Below are 17228 nucleotides of genomic sequence, written 5' to 3' on the forward strand. Positions count from 1 at the left end.
AGCCTCCGGCGCCGGTTCATGATGGGCGGGCCGGCCCGGCCGGGCGACGTCTTCCGGCGCTACCAGCGGTTCCTCCTGGCCGGGCCACCGGACGGCGTCGCGTTGCTCGCCTCCCGCGGCGGCACACCGGTGGGGCTGCTCAACTTCGTCTCGGAGACACCGGGGGAGGCGGAGATCGGGATCCTCGTGGCCGACGCGTGGCAGCGGCAGGGGATCGGCAGCGCGCTGAGCCGGTGGCTGTGGGCGTCCGGGCGCTGGCGCGGCTGGACCGTGCGCGCCACCGTCCAGGCCGGCAACCCCGGCGCCGAGGCGCTGCTGCTGGGCCAGGGCTTCCGTCCGGTGCCCTCGTACGAGCGCGGCGAACGCGACTTCGCACTGGTCGTCCCGGACTGGGTTACCATGACGGACGTCATGAAGGAGGCAGCCGATGACCAGGACACCGCGCGAGCGGATGGTGCTGAGCGCCGCGCAGCTGGTGCGGATCCACGGTGTCGGGGCGACCGGCATGCGGGACGTGGTCACCCACGCCGAAGCCCCGCGGGGGTCCCTGCAGCACTACTTCCCGGGCGGTAAGGACCAGCTGATCGCCGAAGCGGTCGCCTGGGCCGGCGACTACGCCGCCCGGCGCGTGGCGCGCATCGCGGCCAAGCTCGAGGACCCGACACCCGGGTCGCTGTTCGAGGCCATGGCCGCCCAGTGGCGCGACGAGTTCACGGCGCAGGGCTTCGACGCGGGCTGCCCCCTGGTGGCGACCGTCGCCGACACGGCCGCCACCAGCGAGAGCCTGCGCGAAGCGGTCGGCAAGGCGTTCGAAGGCTGGCAACGCCCGGTCGCGGCGACCCTGGAGGGGTTCGGCGTCCCGCCGGCTCGCAGCGCGTCGCTGGCGGTGCTGGTGCTGAGCGCCCTGGAGGGCGCGATCGTCCTGGCGCGGGCACACCGGGACGTCGCGCCGCTCGACACAGTGGTGGCGGAGCTGCGGCCGCTGCTCGACGGCGCCGTGGACAAACGCCGCCGTCGCGCTTAGAGCTCGCGGAAGAACGCCCGGACGTCTTCGACGAGAACGTCCGGCGCCTGCAGCGAGGCGAAGTGCCCCCCGGTGTCGTACTCCGACCAGCGCGTGACCGTGTTCGAAAGCTCGGCCAGGCCGCGGATCGCGTGGTCACCCCGGAAGTTCGCGACAGCGGTCGGAACACCGGAGGGTGCGGGCCGCTCACCCCAGCCGTCCTGGCCGGCTTCCCGGTAGAGGCGCGCGGCCGAGCCGGCGGTGCCGGTGAGCCAGAAGATCGTCACGTTCGTCAGGATGGCGTCCCGGTCCACCGGGGTCTGGCCCGTGGTCGTGGGATCCCAGTCGACGAACCATTCGAGGTTCCACGCGAGCTGCCCGGCGGGGGAGTCGTTGAGCGCGTAGGCGAGGGTCTGCGGGCGGGTGGCCATCTGCGTGGCGTAGCCGGAGTGGGCGTACCACCAGGCTGCGTTCTCCTGTGCTTTCTTGCGGTCCTCTTCGGACAGCCGGTCGAGATCACCGGGCGCGGTCGCCACTCCGGCGTTGGCCACGGCGTTGACGTGCACGCCGATCACCGCCTCCGGAGCCTGGCGGCCGAGTTCGGGGGAGACGATGCTGCCGAAGTCGCCGCCCTGGGCGCCGTAGCGCTCGTAGCCGAGCCTTCGCATGAGCTCGGCCCACGCCTTGGCGACGCGGCGGGTGTTCCAGCCTCGTTCCGTGGTCGGACCGGAGAAGGCGAACCCGGGCACCGATGGCGCGACGACGTGGAACGCGTCCGCCGGGTCGCCGCCGTGTGCGCGGGGGTTGGTGAGGGGGCCGAGGATTCCGAGGAAGTCGGCCACTGTGCTCGGCCAGCCGTGGGTGATGATCAGGGGTTTGGCCGTGGGTTCGGGGGAGCGGGCGTGCAGGAAGTGGATGCGCTGGCCGTCTATTGTGGTCGTGAACTGGGGGTACTTGTTGAGCTTTGCCTCCTGGGCTCGCCAGTCGAAGTCGTTCTGCCAGTGGTCGACCAGCTCGGTCAGGTAGGTCTCGTTGACGCCGTAGTCCCAGCCTGTGCCTTGGAGTTCGCCTGGCCAGCGGGTTCTGGCCAGGCGGTCGTTCAGGGCGTCGAGGTCCTGCTGGCCGATTCTGATGTGGAAGGGATCCATGGTTGTCAGGGTGGCTTGGATATAGGTCACCTTTTGGCCTGGTTCTGGCCGGGTTTCAAGATGCGGCTTCGCCGTGGCGTGGGAAATCGGCGCTTCTCGGGGTTGCGTTGCGTCGTTGGTCGGCAGCGCCGATTCCCCACGCTTCGGTTGCCCTGCTGGGGTTTTCGGTGTTCTGGGGTCCGGACAGTGGGTTGGGTTCGTACCCTTTCGAGTGATGAACCTCTGTTCGATGGTCGGTAGGTTGGAGGTATGACCAGCAACGCAGCCAACCACTCTTCTTCGGATGCGGTCGCCTTTGCCGACCGGATCGGTGAGTTGCTTGCGTGCATGCGGTCTGCTGAGGCGGAGCTTGGTGCGCTGCTGGTGGAGATTGAGCAGCGTGGGGTGATGGAGCTGTTCGGGTATCGCTCTGCTGCTCGGTTGCTGGAGCAGCTCGGCGATGTCCCCAAGCCCGCTGCCGAACGGCTCGTGCGACGTGCCCGCCTGCTCAACCCCGGCCGTAACCTTGACGGCAGCCCCATCCCAGCCCTGGCTCCCGCCACCGGCGCCGCTGCTCGCGCGGGACGGTTGAGCAACCCGATGATCGATGTGATCACCGGTGTTCTTGCTGAGGTGCCCTGCGAACATCGCGACAGCGCCGAGACCCACCTGCTCACCTTCGCTGCCGAAGCCGGACACAAGCAGGTCGCGGCTCTCGGGGCCCGCATCCTCGCTCACCTGGTTCCCGATGGCGCGGAGCCCGACGACACCGAGCCACCGATCCCACCTCGGGAGTTGTTCCTGCGCCGGAAGAGAACCGGGGTGTGGGAGCTGAACGGCCGATTCGATGACGAGACCGGCACCCGGGCCAGCGCCCTGTTGGACGCCTTGGCCGAACGCCGCACCAGCGACGACGGCCCGGACCACCGCACCCTGCCCCAGCGCTACGGGGACGCGTTCTCCGACGCGATGGATCTGGCGCTCAACTCACCGGATCTGCCGATGCAGGCTGGGGAACGCGCCCACGTGATGGTCGCCGTGTCCCTGCAGGACTTGAAGTCTGGGGTTGGGAAGGCCACGCTCGGCGATACGGGGGAGATGTCTGCGGCGGAAGCGCGGGTTCATGCCTGCGACGCCATGATCATCCCCGCAGTGCTGGGCGACAAAAGCGAACCCCTCAACTTAGGTCGGCTTCGCCGCCTGATTTCCGCCGGACTCCGCCGCGCCCTGTTCCTCCGCGACCGCGGCTGCGCCTTCCCCGGCTGTCATCGTCCACCACGCCACTGCCAAGGCCACCACATCCGACACTGGGCCGACGGCGGCCCGACGGATCTGGGCAACCTGGTGTTGATGTGTGCCCATCACCATCGGCTGCTGCACCGCTCCGGGTGGGAAGTCCGCATCGCGGCCGATGGTCTCCCGGAGTTTCTGCCACCGGTGTTCATCGACAGACGCCGAAAACCCCGGCGCAACAACCTCCACGAACCGCTGCCCTTCGCAGCCTGAACACGGGGGAGGGCCCGCAGCCACACGGCTACGGGCCTACACCCACGCGACCTTGCGCCTTCGACCCCGGCAGGGGTGTTCCGCGCGTCCACGCGATCGCGGACGGCACCCCCCAACGCTCGCCACGGCTACCGGGCGGGGAGCCTCGTCCGGGGACACCGCGTCATCGGACACCGGGACGTCCCGTGCCACTCGCACGGACACACCATGGCCTGTGCTCAGGGTCCGGGCGGTCGCAGCCCCGGTCGATCAAGGCACGCCCGCAAGCGCCGGTCCGCTCTCCCGTTCCCGATCCGGCGGCTCGGAGTACTGCCGCTGCACTCCTGCCATTCCCACGAAGCCGATGTCGTCGAATCCGGGTGGTGAACCCATCGTCGTCCGGAGCATCGCCCGCACTCCGGCTGCCGCGTTACCCACCTCCGTCGGGTGGTCCGTCGGCAGGATCGGCAGCTGGAGCCAGCTCGCCGCCGAGGCCGTTGTGCCGCTCTCCACGCTGCCGGAGCGATGCTGAGCGCGCGCGTGAACGCCTGGGTGCCGAGTTCATCACCACACGGTGGCCGGAGCCCGGCAACGCCGGCAGGGCCGCGCGGTTCACCGCCGGCTCCCGTTCCACAGCTCCGGCGGCGTCTCGTAGGTGCGCGACGCCAAGCCTGAGCCCTCCTCCCTCAGACTGAACGTGGTGCCCGGCCGATGCCGGAACCGGCGCCGCGTGATCCACGGCCCGGCCATCAACCGGTCAAGCCAGCTCTGGCACCCTCTCACCGGCGGGCGGCGGGCCCGGTGGGGTGCCGTCGCCGAAGGGGCGGCCGCCCAGGTTCTCGCGGCCGTGGGGGGTCAGCCAGCCCGCGGTGTCCGGGCCCAGGGGGATGATGCCTGTCGGGTTCACGTTCTTGTGCACCACGTAGTAGTGCTCCTTGATCTGCGCGAAGTCGATCGTGTCGCCGAAGCCCGGTGTCTGGAACAGGTCGCGGGTGTACGCCCACAGCACCGGGAGCTCGGTCAGCTTCTGCCGGTTGCATTTGAAGTGACCGTGGTACACCGCGTCGAACCGGACCAGCGTGGTGAACAGCCGGATGTCGGCCTCGGTGATCGTGTCGCCGACCAGGTACCGCTGGTTCGCCAGCCGGTCGGACAGCCAGTCGAGGCAGGTGAACAACTTGCGGTACGAGTGCTCGTACGCCTCCTGGGACCGGGCGAACCCGCACTGGTACACCGCGTTGTTCACGTCCGTGAACACCTTCTGGGCCACGTCGTCGATCTCGTCGCGCAACTTCTCCGGGTACAGCTCCGGTGCTCCGGAACGGTGGTACGCCGTCCACTCGGTCGACATGTCCAGCGTCATCTGCGCGAAGTCGTTCGTGACGACCTGGCCGCTCGGGATGTCGACGAACGCCGGCACCGTGATGCCGCGCGGGTAGTCCGGGTCGCGCTTGAAAAACGCCTCCTGCAGGCGCTCGATGCCGAGGACAGGGTCGCGGCCGCCCGGGTCCAGGTCGAAGCTCCAGCTCCGCTCGTCGTGGACCGGGCCCGCGATGCCCATCGACAGGACCGGCTCGAGGCCCAGCAGCCGGCGGACGATCACCGCCCGGTTCGCCCACGGGCAGGCCCGCGCCACCACCAGCCGGTAGCGGCCCGGCTCCACCGGCCAGCCGTCGCGGCCGTCGGCCGTGATGCGGTCCGGGAGGTAGTTCTGGTCGCGCTTGTACTCGCCCTTGTCGCTCATCGGCGTCCTCCGCAGTCGTCGGTCGGGGGCGTGGCCTCCAGGGCCGCGGCCAGCCGGGCCAGCACCGGCCCGGCCGTGCGGATGTCCTCGGCGCTCAGGTGGTCGAACACCGAAGCCCGCACGCGGGCGAGATGGCCCGGGTAGGCCGCCTCCAGTCTGGCGAACCCGGCCTCGGTCAGCACGGCGTTGGACGCGCGGCCGTCCTCGGCGCAGCGGCGCTTCTCGACCAGGCCGCGGCGCGTCAGGTCGTCGACCACCCGGCTGATCCGGCTCAGCGACAGCCCGGTCGTCGCGGCCAGCGCCGAGATGCGGAGCAGGTGGTCCGGCGCCTCGGACAGCGCGACCAGCACCCCGTAGTCGGTGATCGCGAGGCCCGTCTCGGGCAGGAACTGGTCCTCGAGCGCCCGCGGCAACGCCGTCATGATGCGCATCAGCGGCCGCCAGAAGGCGGTTTCCTCGAGGTCGAGCGCGGCGAGATCACCCATACCGGCGACTCTACCGAAAGCTTGCTTGCGCAACCAGCCAAAGTGAGTACAGTGTCGTTGAACCCTCAATCACCGGGGGTGCCACCACGAGGAGAGAAGAACAGCGATGACCAGCGCGACCACCTACCCCCAGCTGACCGGCGAATACACCCTCGACGCCGCCCACTCGCGGATCGGGTTCGTCGCCCGGCACGCCATGGTGACCAAGGTGCGCGGCAGCTTCAACGAGTTCACCGGCACCGCCACCATCGACGGCGACGCGCCGGAGAAGTCGAGCGTGCAGGTGACCATCCAGGCCCACAGCATCGACACCCGCAACGCCGACCGCGACGGGCACCTGAAGAGCAACGACTTCCTGTCGATGGACGAGTACCCGCAGATCACCTTCGTCTCGACCGAGGTCAAGCAGACCGGCGACACCAGCTTCGACGTCACCGGCGACCTGACCATCAAGGACGTCACCCGTTCGGTGACCGTCCCGTTCGAGTTCGAGGGCTCGGCCAAGGACCCCTTCGGCAACGACCGGATCGGCTTCGAGGGCTCGACCACGATCAGCCGCAAGGACTACGGCATCACCTGGAACGCCGCGCTCGAGACCGGCGGCGTGCTGGTGAGCGACAAGGTCACGCTGGAGTTCGAGATCTCCGCGATCAAGTCCGCCTGACGCCCGGAGCGGGAACCGGCCTCGCCGGTTCCCGCTCGCGGTCCGCTTTTATCCGCTGGCCGTGCCCGGGAGAATCACGGGTATGTCCACGGTGACGCCGTTCGCGGTCCTCGCGATGATCGGCGCTGTGTCCGGCTCGGTCACGGCGTGGCTGCTCCTGCGCCGCGACCGTCCGGCGGAGGTGCTCACGCCGTCGGCGCCACCGGAACCGGTGCCCGACGAGGTCGAGGCCCAGCTCCTGGCCGACGACTACTCCACCCGGCTGGCCGCGCTGGACTCCTTCGCCGAGTATGCCGACGGCCACCCCGACCGCCGCCAGCAGTGCGTCGACGAGATCCTCGAGGAGTTCGAGTACGAGTGGCCGGACCAGCCGGCGTGGCAGGCCGAGCTGTGGCGCCGTCTGCTGCCCCACCTGCGTACCGGGTCGCCGCGGTTCTGGCCGGGGATGGACCTCGATTTCGACGATCTGGTGCTGTACGCGGTGGACCTGCGCGGCTGCGAAGTCCGCAAGGCGAGCTTCGCCGGGACGTACTTCGCCGGCCCCGTCGACTTCACGGGCGCCACGGCCGCCGCGTTCGACTTCACCGGGGCTCAGGTCCGGACGGACGCGGACGTGGTCCGGACCTGGCCGCCGGGCTGGGCACCGGGCGAGCCCGAGCCGCCGCCGTGGGTCGAACTGCGCGAGACCTAGCTACTCCTCGCGGATCGGGAGGTCCGCCCCGTCGCGGAGGAACACCGGAATCCGCTCCGCCGGCGCCGGCGCCTCGACCCAGCCGCCACCGTCGTGCCGGGTGCCGGTCACCGCGTCCGTCCAGGTGGCTCCCGACGGCAGGTACACCCGCCGCGTGGTGACCCCCGGTTCCAGCACCGGCGCCACCAGCACGTCCGGGCCGAGCAGGAACTGGTCGTCGGCGTCCCAGGCCGCGGGGTCGGCCGGGAAGTCGACGAACACCGGCCGCATCGGGGGGATGCCCTGCTCGTGCGCCACCCGCATCTGCTCCATCAGGTACGGCCGCAGGCGCTCCCGCAGCCGCAGGGACGCGGAGATCGACGCGAACGCCGTGTCCCCGAACGACCAGACCTCGTTCGGGCCGCCGGTCATCTCCGGCCCGAACGCCGGGCGCGGGTCGCGGAAGCCGTGCAGGCGGAACAGCGGGCAGAACACGCCGTAGGAGAACCACCGCACCATCAGCTCGCGGTACTCCGGCGACGACGGATCGCCGCCGTGGAAGCCGCCGATGTCCGTCGTCCACCAGGGGATCCCGGCCAGCGCCACGTTCAGCCCGGCCCGGACCTGCGCGCGCAGCGACGCCCACGTCGCCCCGACGTCGCCGGACCACAGTGCCGCCCCGAAGCGCTGGCTGCCCGCCCACGCCGAACGGGACAGCAGCACCACCTCGTCGTCGCCCTCGGCGCGGATGCCGTCGTGGAACGTCTGGGCGTTCGCCTGCGGGTAGAGGTTGAACACCTCCGCGCCCGGGCCGGCGTGGAAGCCGAGGTTGTGCGGGTGGCCGGGCTGGATCTCCGGCTCGTCGCCGTCGAGCCACCACGCGCGCACGCCCAGGTCGTAGTAGTTCTGCTTGACCTTGCTCCAGACGAACCGCCGCGCCTCCGGGTTGGTCGCGTCGTAGAACGCCACCGGCATCTCGACGCCGAACCCCTTGTCCTTCCACGGCGCGTGCGCCGGCACGCCGCTCTCGGCGGCGACCAGCAGGCCCTGCTCGTGCAGCTCGCGGTAGTTCTCCGAAAGCGGGCTGACCGACGGCCACACCGAGACCATCAGCTTGACGCCGAGGCTCTCGAGCTCGCGCACCAGCCCGGCCGGGTCCGGCCACTCGGCCGGGTCGAACCGCCAGTCGCCGAGGTGCGTCCAGTGGAAGAAGTCCGCCACGATCACCGACAGCGGCAACCCGCGTTCGTGGTACTCCCGCGCGACGGAAAGGAGCTCCTCCTGGGTGCGGTAGCGCAGCTTCGACTGCCAGAACCCGGCCGCCCACTCCGGCAGCATCGGCGCGTGCCCGGTCGCGTCGGCGTAGTGGCTCAGGATCTGGCGCGGGCCGTCGCCGGTGGTGATCCAGTAGTCGAGCTGACGCGCGTCGTCGGCGACCCAGCGGGTGCCGTTGGCCGCCAGCTCGACCCGGCCGACGGCGGGGCTGTTCCACAGGAACCCGTAGCCGCGGCTGGACAGCAGGAACGGCACCGACACCTCGGCGTTGCGCTGCACCAGGTCGAGCACGAGGCCCTTCTGGTCGAGCCGGCCGTGCGTGTGCTGCCCGAGCCCGTAGAGCCGCTCGTCGTCGTAGGCGCTGAAGCGCTGTTCCAGCCGGCCGTAGCCGTTGCGCGAGGGCATGAACAGCCGGGCGCCGGGCCACCAGAAGTGGGCGCGCTGCTCGGCGAGCAGTTCCTCCCCGGTGTCCGTGCGGACGAACCGCAGCTGCGCGTCGATCCCGGTGTCGGTGTCGGCGATCTCGACGATCGCGGTGAGCGGGCCGTTGACCACCCGGCCGTGCCGCCCGTCGGCCTCGGCGGTGGCGGCGGACGGCTTGGCGGGCAGCAGCGCGCCCGGGACGTCGTCGAGGATGCGGTGCCGTCCGGCCCGCACGCGCAGGCTGCCGTCGCCCCACGGCTCGACGCGCAGCACTTCGTGCCGCACCCTGACCTCGAGCGAACGGCCGTCTTCGGTCGTGGCGATCAAGCGGACTCCTTAGTCTTTGACGGCGCCGCTGGTCAGCCCGGCGACGACGTAGCGCTGGGCGACCACCAGCAGGACGGCCGCGGGGATCGCGGCGAGGACGGCGGTGGCCATGATCCCGTTCCAGTCGGCGGACTGGTTGCCGACGAACCGGTAGATGCCCACGGTGATGGGCTCGAACGACTGCCCGGTGGTCAGGGTGACGGCGAACAGGAAGTCCGCCCAGGCGAACAGGAACGAGAACAGACCGGCGGTGACGAGGGAGTTGCGGCTCACCGGCAGGATGATCGACGAGAACGTGCGCCAGTACCCGGCGCCGTCCACCCGGGACGCTTCGGTGAGCTCCTTCGGCACGGAGATCATGAACGCCCGCAGCAGGAGGACGGCGAACGGGATGGTCGCGGTGGAGTCGGCGAGCACCAGCCCCAGGTAGTTGTCGATCAGGCCGAGGTTGCTGAACACGGTGTAGAGCGCGTTGGCCATCACGATGCCCGGGATCATCTGCACGATGAGCAGCACGAACACCAGCGTCGGGCCACCGCGCACCTTGAGCTGCGCCAGCGCGTACGACGCGGGTGCCGCCACCAGCAGCGACACGAACACCGTGCCCAGCGCGACGACGACGCTGGAGAGCAGGTTCGGCCCTTGGGAAGCCACGGCCTTGCGGTATCCGTCCAGGGTGCCGCCGACGGGGAAGAACGCCGGGTCCGGGCGCAGCAGCGCGCCGCTGGGCTGCAGGGAGGCGTTGACCATCCAGTAGAGCGGGAACAGCAGCACCGCGACGATCAGCACGCCGGCCACCGTCCGCGGCCAGTTCGACGTCTTCATGCCGCCTCCGCCAGGGTCGCCTTCGCCGAGCGCAGGTACAGCAGCCCGAACAGCGTCGCCACCACGATGAGGACGTTGCCGACCGCGGCGCCCTGCCCGAACGCGAAGTCCTGGAAGGACAGCCGGTAGGACCACGTGGTCAGCGTCTGCGTGGCGTTGGCCGGCCCGCCGCCGGTGACGACCATGATCACGTCGAACACCTTGATCGTGTAGACCAGCCCGAGCATGAGCACGATCCCGGTGACCGGCCGCAGCAGCGGCCAGGTGACGTGCCGGAACCGCTGCCACGGGCCGGCGCCGTCCAGCGCCGCGGCCTCGTAGAGCGACGCCGGGATGGCGCGCAGCCCGCCGTGCAGGATGACCAGGTTGAACGGGATGCCGATCCAGATGTTGGTCAGGATCACCGCCGGCAGCGCCCAGCTCGTGCTGCTCAGCCACGGCACCGCGTCGAAGCCCAGGAACCGCAGGCCCGCGTTGAGCACGCCGTGGTCCTGGTCGAACATCCACCGCCAGACCGCGCCGCTGACCACCAGCGGCAGCAGCCACGGCAGCAGGAGCAGCGACCGCAGCAGCGCGCTGCCGAGGAAGCGGCCGTTGAAGAACACCGCGAGCGCCAGGCCGATGCCGAACTGGAAGACGAGCGACCCGGCGGTGAACAGCACCGTGTTGAGGGCCGCGGTCGAGAACAGCGGGTTGGTCAGGACGGCGGAGTAGTTCGCGATGCCGACGAAGGGCGCTTCGCCGGTGTAGAACGACTTCACCGTGTAGTTCTGCGTGCTCATCACCAGGTTCGCCACCAGGGGATAGCCGAAGAACACGATGATGTAGGCCAGGGCCGGCAGGAGGAACGCCCACGCGGCGAACCGGTTGTCCCGGCGGGACTTCCGGTTCGCGCGGGGGGCCGCCGACACCGTCGGCGCGGCGGCGAGCGTCACGAGCCGCTCGCCTGCTGAGCGGCCTTGAGGGCCTGGTCGACCGGTGTCTTCCCGGTCAGCGCCGCCTGGAGCGCGTCGGCCAGGGCCTGCGAGACCTTCGGGTACTTCTCGCCGAGCTCGGCGGTGCGGGAGCGGGCGGTGCCGACCTCGTCGACGAACGCCTGCATCGCGGGCTGCTCGGTGCCGAACTTCTGCGCCGTGGCCGTCTTCGACGGGATGTAGGCGTGTGCCTTGCTCCACTCGAGCATCGTCGGCTCGGACAGGATGCAGGAGAGCACCTTGCTGGCGGCCTGCTGGGCGGGCCCGCTGGTGACGGGCACGGTGCCGACTTCGCCGCCGAGGGCGACCACCGGCTTGCCGCCGGCCTGCGGCACCGGGATCGGCACGACGCCGTAGTGCAGTGACTTCTGCTCGTCGAGCCGGGCGATGTTCCACGACCCGTTGATCATCATCGCCGCGTTGCCGCCGACGAACTGGTCGGCGACGTCGTTCTGGTTCCAGGTCACCACGGACTTCGACGCCGAACCGGAGTTCACCAGGTCGGTGACGTACTGCAGTGCCTGGACCGACTTCGGCGAGTCCACTTGCGACAGTTCGGCGCCGTTGCTCCAGAAGAACGGCAGGAACTGCCAGGTGCCCTCCTCGGACGGGATGGCGGAGAAGGCGAGGCCGTACTTGCCGTCCTTGGTCAGCTTCGCCGCGGCGGCCTTGAGCTCGTCCCACGTCTTCGGCGGCTCGACGCCCGCGGCCTGCAGGAGGTCCTTGTTGTAGATCAGCGCGAGGCCGTTGACGCCGGGGGCGACGCCGTACACCTTGTCCTGGTAGGTCCCGGCCTTGACGATGCTCGGGTAGAAGCCGTCGGTGGTGATGCCGTAGTCGGTCAGCGGGGTCAGCGCGCCGGTGGCGGCGACCTGCTGCAGCGTCGGGTTGTCGGTGAAGAGCAGGTTCGGCAGGGTCTTGGAGCTGGCGCTCTGCAGCACCTTCGGCAGCATCTGGTTGGTCGGCACCTTCTGGCGCTCGATCTTGATCCCGGTCTGGGTGGCGCAGGTGTCGAGGATCTTCTGCCAGGCGGCGGAACCCTGCTCGTCGGCGTAGTAGTCGAGCTCGGTGATCGACGTGGCGGCCGGGGCGTCGACGCCGCCGGGCGCGGACGGGGCCGGGCTGGGGCTGCAGGCGGCCAGCAACGCGGCACTCGTGGCGCTCGCGGTCAGGACGAGGGCGCGACGGACTACGGTCATGGTGATTCTCCTTCGGCGGCGGAGCAGAACCGGGGGCTAGGAGCGCGGCGCGGCGGTGCTTTCGCGCCGGGTGAGGCGAGGCCCGAGCAGCCGGACCTCCGGGGTGGTGTGGCCGGCGAGCCGGCGCATGGTCATTTCGACGGCCTGGGTGCCGACCTCCTCGGCCGGGATGGCCACGTTGGTCAGCGCGACGACGTGCTGCTCGGCCATGCTGTCCGGGCACACGGCGATGACCGAGATGTCCTCGGGCACCCGCAGGCCGCGGTGGCGCAGGTCCGACAGCAGCCCGGGCAGCACGGCCTCGTTGTGCACGACCAGGCCGGTCAGGCCGGGATCGGCGGCGAGCAGCTCGTCCAGGCAGGCGCTCACCGCTTCGTAGGAATGGGCGCACGCGTGCGAGGCCGCACGCACGTCACGGCTCTTCGTGGCTTCGTCGAACCCTCGCAGGAACCGCGTCGCGTAGCTGGTACCGCGCCGGTAGACGGCGGGGGACGGGCCGATCAACGCGATCGAGCGGTGGCCGAGGTCGGCCAGGTGCGCGACGCAGGCCGAAGCCGCCGCGGTGAAGTCGAGGTCCACGCAGCTGAGCCCGGCCGGGTGGTCGGGCACGCCGATGAGCACCACCGGCAGGTCGAGGGCCAGCAGCATCGGCACCCGAGGGTCGGCGGTTTCGACGTCCATCACCATCAGGGCGTCGGCGATGGCCGAGGACGCCACCCGCTGCAGCGCGGCGGGTCCCTCGTCCTTGGTGAGCAGCAGCAGGTCGTGGTCGTGCGCGCGGGCCGCGGTGACCGCCGAGGCGACGAACTCCATCACGACGGCGACGTTGAGGTCCGTGCGCAGCGGCACGACCAGCGCGAGCACGTTGGTCTTGCTGCTGGCCAGCGCCCGCGCCCCGGCGTGCGGGTGGTAGCCGAGCTTGCGGATGCTCTCCTCGACCAGCCGCCGGGTCTTCGGCGAGATCGAGCGCTTGCCGCTGATCACGTACGACACCGTGCTGGGCGCGACCCCGGCCGCGTTGGCGACGTCGTTGATGGTGACCACGGGCGGCCTCCTGGGGACGGGGAGGGGAGAGGGCGGGCAGTGCGGTGTCGAAGCGCATCGACGATGGCACGAAGGTAAGTGACACCCGCCGGAAACACAAGCATCATTCGCCGTTTGCCGGTATTCGACGGGTATTCGACAACGGACGTCTTGGTCGAAATTGTCGAAGACCCCTGCTGAAGGGTCTTATCGCAGCTCAGCGGCGCGAAGACGGCGTCCGGCCGAGGCCTCTGGGAGCGTTCCCAGGAACTCTTGACCTCCTGCTCACCCGGCTGTAATAGTCGTCGGGTTCCCCGCCGTTCGACGCGAATGTTCCGCGCCACGCCGTCGAAACGATTCGACGAATCGGAGGCCGTCCGTGCGCCTGTCCTTCTTCCGCCGTGCCCTCGTCCCGGCGGTGGCCGCGACCCTGCTGCTGGCCCCGTCGCCGGCGCTCGCGGCGCCGCCACCGCCGTTCCGCGATCCGGCGCTGCCCCTGGCCGTCCGGATCGACGACCTGCTGTCCCGGTTGACGGCGGACGAGAAGATCTCGCTGCTGCACCAGTACCAACCGGCCATCCCGCGGCTCGGCATCGGCGTCTTCAAGACCGGCACCGAAGCCCTGCACGGCGTCGCGTGGTCGACGGACTACGACAACTCCGGTGCCGTGGTGAAAGCCGACGGCACGGTGTTCCCGCAGGCCATCGGCCTGGCCAGCACCTGGGACCCGGCGCTGGTGAAGCAGGTGGGCGCGGCCGTCGGGCAGGAGGCGCGCGGCTTCAACGCCCGCAACCCGACCCTGTGGGGCCTCAACCTGTGGGCGCCGGTGGTGAACCTGCTGCGCGACCCGCGGTGGGGGCGCAACGAAGAGGGCTACTCCGAAGATCCGTACCTGACCGGCGAGTTCGCGATCGCCTACGGCCGCGGCATGCAGGGTGACGACCCGCGGTACCTGCAGGCCGCCCCGACGCTGAAGCACTTCCTGGCCTACAACAACGAGGTCAACCGCGACACCACCAGCTCATCGGTGCCGCCGAAGATCCTGCACGACTACGACGAGCAGGCGTTCAAGATCCCGCTGCAGGCCGGTGCGGCCAACGCCGTCATGCCGTCGTACAACCTGGTCAACGGCCGGCCCAACCACGTGAGCCCGGACCTCGACGGCAAGCTGCGGCAGTGGGCGCCGCAGGACATCGCCGTCGTCAGCGACGCCGGCGCGCCCTCCAACCTGGTCAACTCGGAGAAGTACTACGCCACCAAGGCCGAGGGGGACGCGGCGGCCATCAAGGCGGGCCTCGACAGCTTCACCGACAACGACACCGACGGCTCGATCACCGTCGCCGCGGTCAAGGAGGCGCTGAACAAGGGCCTGCTGACCATGGCCGACGTCGAGAACGCCGACCGCCACCTGCTGTCGCTGCGGTTCCGGCTCGGCGAGTTCGACCCGCCGGGGCGCAACCCGTACGCGAAGATCACCCCGGCCGTCATCGGCTCGCCCGAGCACCGGGCACTGGCGCGCAAGACCGCCGCCGAACAGATGGTGCTGCTGCGCAACAACGGTGGCGCGCTGCCGCTCGACGCCGCGCGGAACAAGAAGATCGCGGTCGTCGGCCCGCTCTCGGACACGTTGTACGAAGATTGGTACGCCGGCGCGATGCAGTACAAGGTCACGCCGCTGCAGGGCATCAAGGAACGGCTCGGCTCGGCGGGCACGGTCGCGTCGTCCGAAGGCGTCGACCGGATCGCCCTGAAGGACCTGTCCACCGGCCGGTACCTGACCGCGCCCGCCACCACCGGCAAGGTGACCGCGGGCGGGACCGTCGCGGGCACCGCGGAGTCCTTCGACGTCTACGACTGGGGCGCGGGCAAGAACACGCTGCGCGCGGCCGCGAACGGCAAGTTCCTCAGCTACTCCGGCGGCGCGCTGGTGAACGACGTCGACCAGCCGGCCGGCTGGTTCGTGCAGCAGCAGCTGAAGCTCGACGCCCAGCCCGACGGCAGCTACGTGCTCGAGTACGCGGGCAACGAGGTGAACGAGCCGTGGTTCGGCCCGAACAAGTTCGCCGTCGTCGGTGCCGACGGGGTCCTGACGATCTCCGCCCCGGACGCCGCGCACGCGACGAAGTTCGGCCGGGACGTGCTGACCAGCGGCGTCGGCAGCGCGGTCGCCGCCGCCAAGGACGCGGACACCGCGGTGGTCGTGGTCGGCAGCATGCCGTTCATCAACGGCCGCGAGGCCAACGACCGCACGAGCACCGAGCTCGCCCCGGCGCAGCGCGCGCTGATCGAGGCGGTGCGGAAGGCCAACCCGCACACCGTCGTCGTGGTGGAGAACAGCTACCCGACGACCGGCTGGGACACGCTGCCGGTGCCGGGCATCCTCTGGACCAGCCACGCCGGGCAGGAAACCGGGCACGCGGTCGCCGACGTGCTCTTCGGCGACAAGGACCCGGGCGGGCGGCTGACGCAGACCTGGTACGCCTCCGACGCCGGGCTGCCGAGCATCCTGGACTACGACATCGCCAAGACCGGGATGACCTACCAGTACTACCGCGGGAAGCCGCTGTTCCCGTTCGGCTACGGGCTGAGCTACACCAGCTTCCGCTACGCCAACGTGCGCACGTCCCAGGCGGACGGGAAGATCCGGGTCAGCGTCGACGTGACGAACACCGGCGCCCGCAGCGGGTCCGACGTCGTCCAGCTCTACTCGAAGAACGCCGGCGTGCAGCGGTTGCGGGACTTCTCGAAGCTGACCCTGGCGCCGAAGGAGACCCGCACGGTGCGGTTCGAGGTGCCGGTGGCGGACCTGGCGACCTGGGACGTCTCCCGCGAACGGTCCGTGGTGGCGGCGGGGGTGTACGAGTTCTCGGTGGGGCGCAACGCCGCCGAGCTCTCGGCGCCGCGGCCGGTCTTCGTGCCGGGGGAGCGGGCCCTGCCCCGCGACCTGAGCCGTCCGACCCAGGCGCAGAACTTCGACGACTACTCCGGGACGACGTTGACGGACACCTCGAAGGTTTCGGGGACCTCGGTCGCCGGCGTGGCCGGCAGCTGGGTGGCGTACCGCAATGTGGCGTTGACCGGCCCCGCGCGGTTCTCCGCCTCGGTCTCCGCGACCGCGTCGTCGCACGTCACGGTCCGCCTGGACTCGCCGACCGGCCGGGTGCTGGGCACGGCCCCGGTGTCCTCGACCGGCGACCGGTACGCCTACGCGACGGTGACGGCGGCCCTGGCCAAGGCGACCGGACGGCACGACGTGTACCTGACGTTCGACGGCCCGGTGAACGTGGCGACGTTCTCGCTGCGGTGACGCGGACCTAGGGCTTCCGGCCCAGGCCCGCGTACGGGAGGGAGTTGATCGACGGGTCGTCGGCCATGTCGCCGACGCCCTCGGGGCGCCACATCGCGCAGCCGACCAGGCCCGGTTCGACGAGGTCGAAGCCCTCGAAGAACCGGAGCACCTGGTCGTGCGTGCGCGGCGACGTGCGTGACGGCCAGGAAGCAACATGAGCACCCGGTGGGCTGCGCGGGATCGAGCGGCCGGCGGGCGGGCTCGGCGTCGAAGATGTCGTTGACGTCGCGCAGGTCGGCCTGGAGCACCGCGCAATTCTCGTTGTCCTGCGGCAGCAGTTCGCTGTGCGCGACCGCCACCGGCTCGCGGTCGACGTGCAGCACCCGGACGTCGAACGGCGGTTCCACGCCGAAGTCGACGAAGTCCTCGGGGCCGCCCCGATCCCGACCGGTTCGACCCGGACCGCTGGACGCCTGGCCGCGGCGCGGAACTGCCGAAGGGCGCGTACATCCCGTTCGGCGCGCGGTGGCGCCTGGTCCCGGTGCCGGGCAGGAAGGTCCACGTGCGGATCAAGGCGACGATGCAGCCGGACCGGCTGCCGATGACCGTGGTGCCGCGGAAGACCTGACGGTACGCGTTCGGCTACCGGGTGTAGTGTTCCCGAGTTCCTTCACCTGTCCGAGTCCGGAAGGAGTGCGGCGTGAAGCTGCCCGGC

14 protein-coding genes and 1 pseudogene are annotated in these 17228 nt (G+C 70.5%); 6 read left to right on the top strand and 9 right to left on the bottom strand.

Going from position 1 to position 17228, the window contains the following annotated elements; genetic code table 11:
• The first annotated feature begins 21 nt into the window (after positions 1-21).
• Positions 22-573 (top strand): GNAT family N-acetyltransferase, encoded by a 552-nt coding sequence (locus DV20_RS43785; RefSeq protein WP_235190779.1) that lies wholly within the window; start codon positions 22-24, stop codon positions 571-573.
• The gene (locus DV20_RS10145) at positions 476-1024 is read left to right on the top strand and encodes an LmrA/YxaF family transcription factor (protein ID WP_456356069.1); all 549 of its coding nucleotides are present in this window, start codon (positions 476-478) and stop codon (positions 1022-1024) included. Before DV20_RS43785 ends, DV20_RS10145 begins: the two co-directional genes overlap by 98 nt.
• Here DV20_RS10145 and DV20_RS10150 read toward each other — a convergent pair.
• Positions 1021-2151 carry an epoxide hydrolase family protein gene (locus tag DV20_RS10150; protein ID WP_043778731.1) on the bottom strand — a complete coding sequence of 377 codons (1131 nt, stop codon included), beginning with the start codon at positions 2149-2151 and terminating at the stop codon, positions 1021-1023. The two genes, DV20_RS10145 and DV20_RS10150, sit on opposite strands and share 4 nt — an antisense overlap.
• A 249-nt stretch (positions 2152-2400) precedes the next feature.
• Between DV20_RS10150 and DV20_RS10155 the strand changes: the two genes are divergently transcribed.
• Complete coding sequence (locus tag DV20_RS10155; protein ID WP_043778732.1) at positions 2401-3636, top strand: HNH endonuclease signature motif containing protein; 1236 nt, start codon at positions 2401-2403, stop codon at positions 3634-3636.
• Positions 3637-4372: 736 nt separating this feature from the next.
• On the opposite strand, the gene DV20_RS10160 is transcribed toward DV20_RS10155, so the two are convergent.
• Both DV20_RS10160 and DV20_RS10165 read right to left on the bottom strand, forming a co-directional pair.
• Positions 4373-5359 carry a glutathione S-transferase family protein gene (locus DV20_RS10160; RefSeq protein ID WP_043778733.1) on the bottom strand — a complete coding sequence of 329 codons (987 nt, stop codon included), beginning with the start codon at positions 5357-5359 and terminating at the stop codon, positions 4373-4375.
• Positions 5356-5844 carry a MarR family winged helix-turn-helix transcriptional regulator gene (locus DV20_RS10165; protein WP_043778734.1) on the bottom strand — a complete coding sequence of 163 codons (489 nt, stop codon included), beginning with the start codon at positions 5842-5844 and terminating at the stop codon, positions 5356-5358. Before DV20_RS10165 ends, DV20_RS10160 begins: the two co-directional genes overlap by 4 nt.
• A 106-nt stretch (positions 5845-5950) precedes the next feature.
• Here DV20_RS10165 and DV20_RS10170 point away from each other — a divergent pair, with 106 nt between their 5' ends.
• Together DV20_RS10170 and DV20_RS10175 are read left to right on the top strand one after the other, a co-directional pair.
• Entirely contained in the window at positions 5951-6508 is a 558-nt protein-coding gene (locus tag DV20_RS10170; protein WP_043778735.1) for a YceI family protein, read from the top strand.
• 82 nt (positions 6509-6590) lie between these two features.
• Positions 6591-7199 (top strand): hypothetical protein, encoded by a 609-nt coding sequence (locus DV20_RS10175; RefSeq protein WP_043778737.1) that lies wholly within the window; start codon positions 6591-6593, stop codon positions 7197-7199.
• On the opposite strand, the gene DV20_RS10180 is transcribed toward DV20_RS10175, so the two are convergent.
• Genes DV20_RS10180 through DV20_RS10200 form a run of 5 tightly spaced genes read right to left on the bottom strand, consistent with a single transcriptional unit; the run spans position 7200 to position 13245 of the window.
• The gene (locus tag DV20_RS10180) at positions 7200-9203 is read right to left on the bottom strand and encodes a glycoside hydrolase family 31 protein (protein ID WP_043778738.1); all 2004 of its coding nucleotides are present in this window, start codon (positions 9201-9203) and stop codon (positions 7200-7202) included.
• A 9-nt stretch (positions 9204-9212) separates the two neighbouring features.
• Entirely contained in the window at positions 9213-10028 is an 816-nt protein-coding gene (locus tag DV20_RS10185) for a carbohydrate ABC transporter permease (RefSeq protein WP_043778739.1), read from the bottom strand.
• Complete coding sequence (locus DV20_RS10190; RefSeq protein ID WP_043778740.1) at positions 10025-10963, bottom strand: carbohydrate ABC transporter permease; 939 nt, start codon at positions 10961-10963, stop codon at positions 10025-10027. The genes DV20_RS10185 and DV20_RS10190 overlap by 4 nt, the downstream gene beginning before the upstream one ends.
• Positions 10960-12201, bottom strand: a complete 1242-nt coding sequence (locus DV20_RS10195; RefSeq protein WP_043778741.1) for a sugar ABC transporter substrate-binding protein — start codon at positions 12199-12201, stop codon at positions 10960-10962. Before DV20_RS10195 ends, DV20_RS10190 begins: the two co-directional genes overlap by 4 nt.
• Before the next feature lie 36 nt (positions 12202-12237).
• Positions 12238-13245, bottom strand: a complete 1008-nt coding sequence (locus tag DV20_RS10200) for a LacI family DNA-binding transcriptional regulator (RefSeq protein WP_043778742.1) — start codon at positions 13243-13245, stop codon at positions 12238-12240.
• Positions 13246-13603: 358 nt separating this feature from the next.
• On the opposite strand from DV20_RS10200, the gene DV20_RS10205 reads away from it, so the two are divergent.
• Complete coding sequence (locus DV20_RS10205; RefSeq protein WP_043778743.1) at positions 13604-16531, top strand: glycoside hydrolase family 3 protein; 2928 nt, start codon at positions 13604-13606, stop codon at positions 16529-16531.
• Positions 16532-16538: 7 nt separating this feature from the next.
• Here the strand turns inward: DV20_RS10205 and DV20_RS47300 are convergent.
• A pseudogene (locus DV20_RS47300) lies at positions 16539-16899 on the bottom strand (SAM-dependent methyltransferase); the annotation flags it as partial.
• Between the last annotated feature and the right edge of the window lie 329 nt (positions 16900-17228).

This window comes from Amycolatopsis rifamycinica (genome assembly GCF_000695625.1).
GTDB lineage: Bacteria > Actinomycetota > Actinomycetes > Mycobacteriales > Pseudonocardiaceae > Amycolatopsis > Amycolatopsis rifamycinica.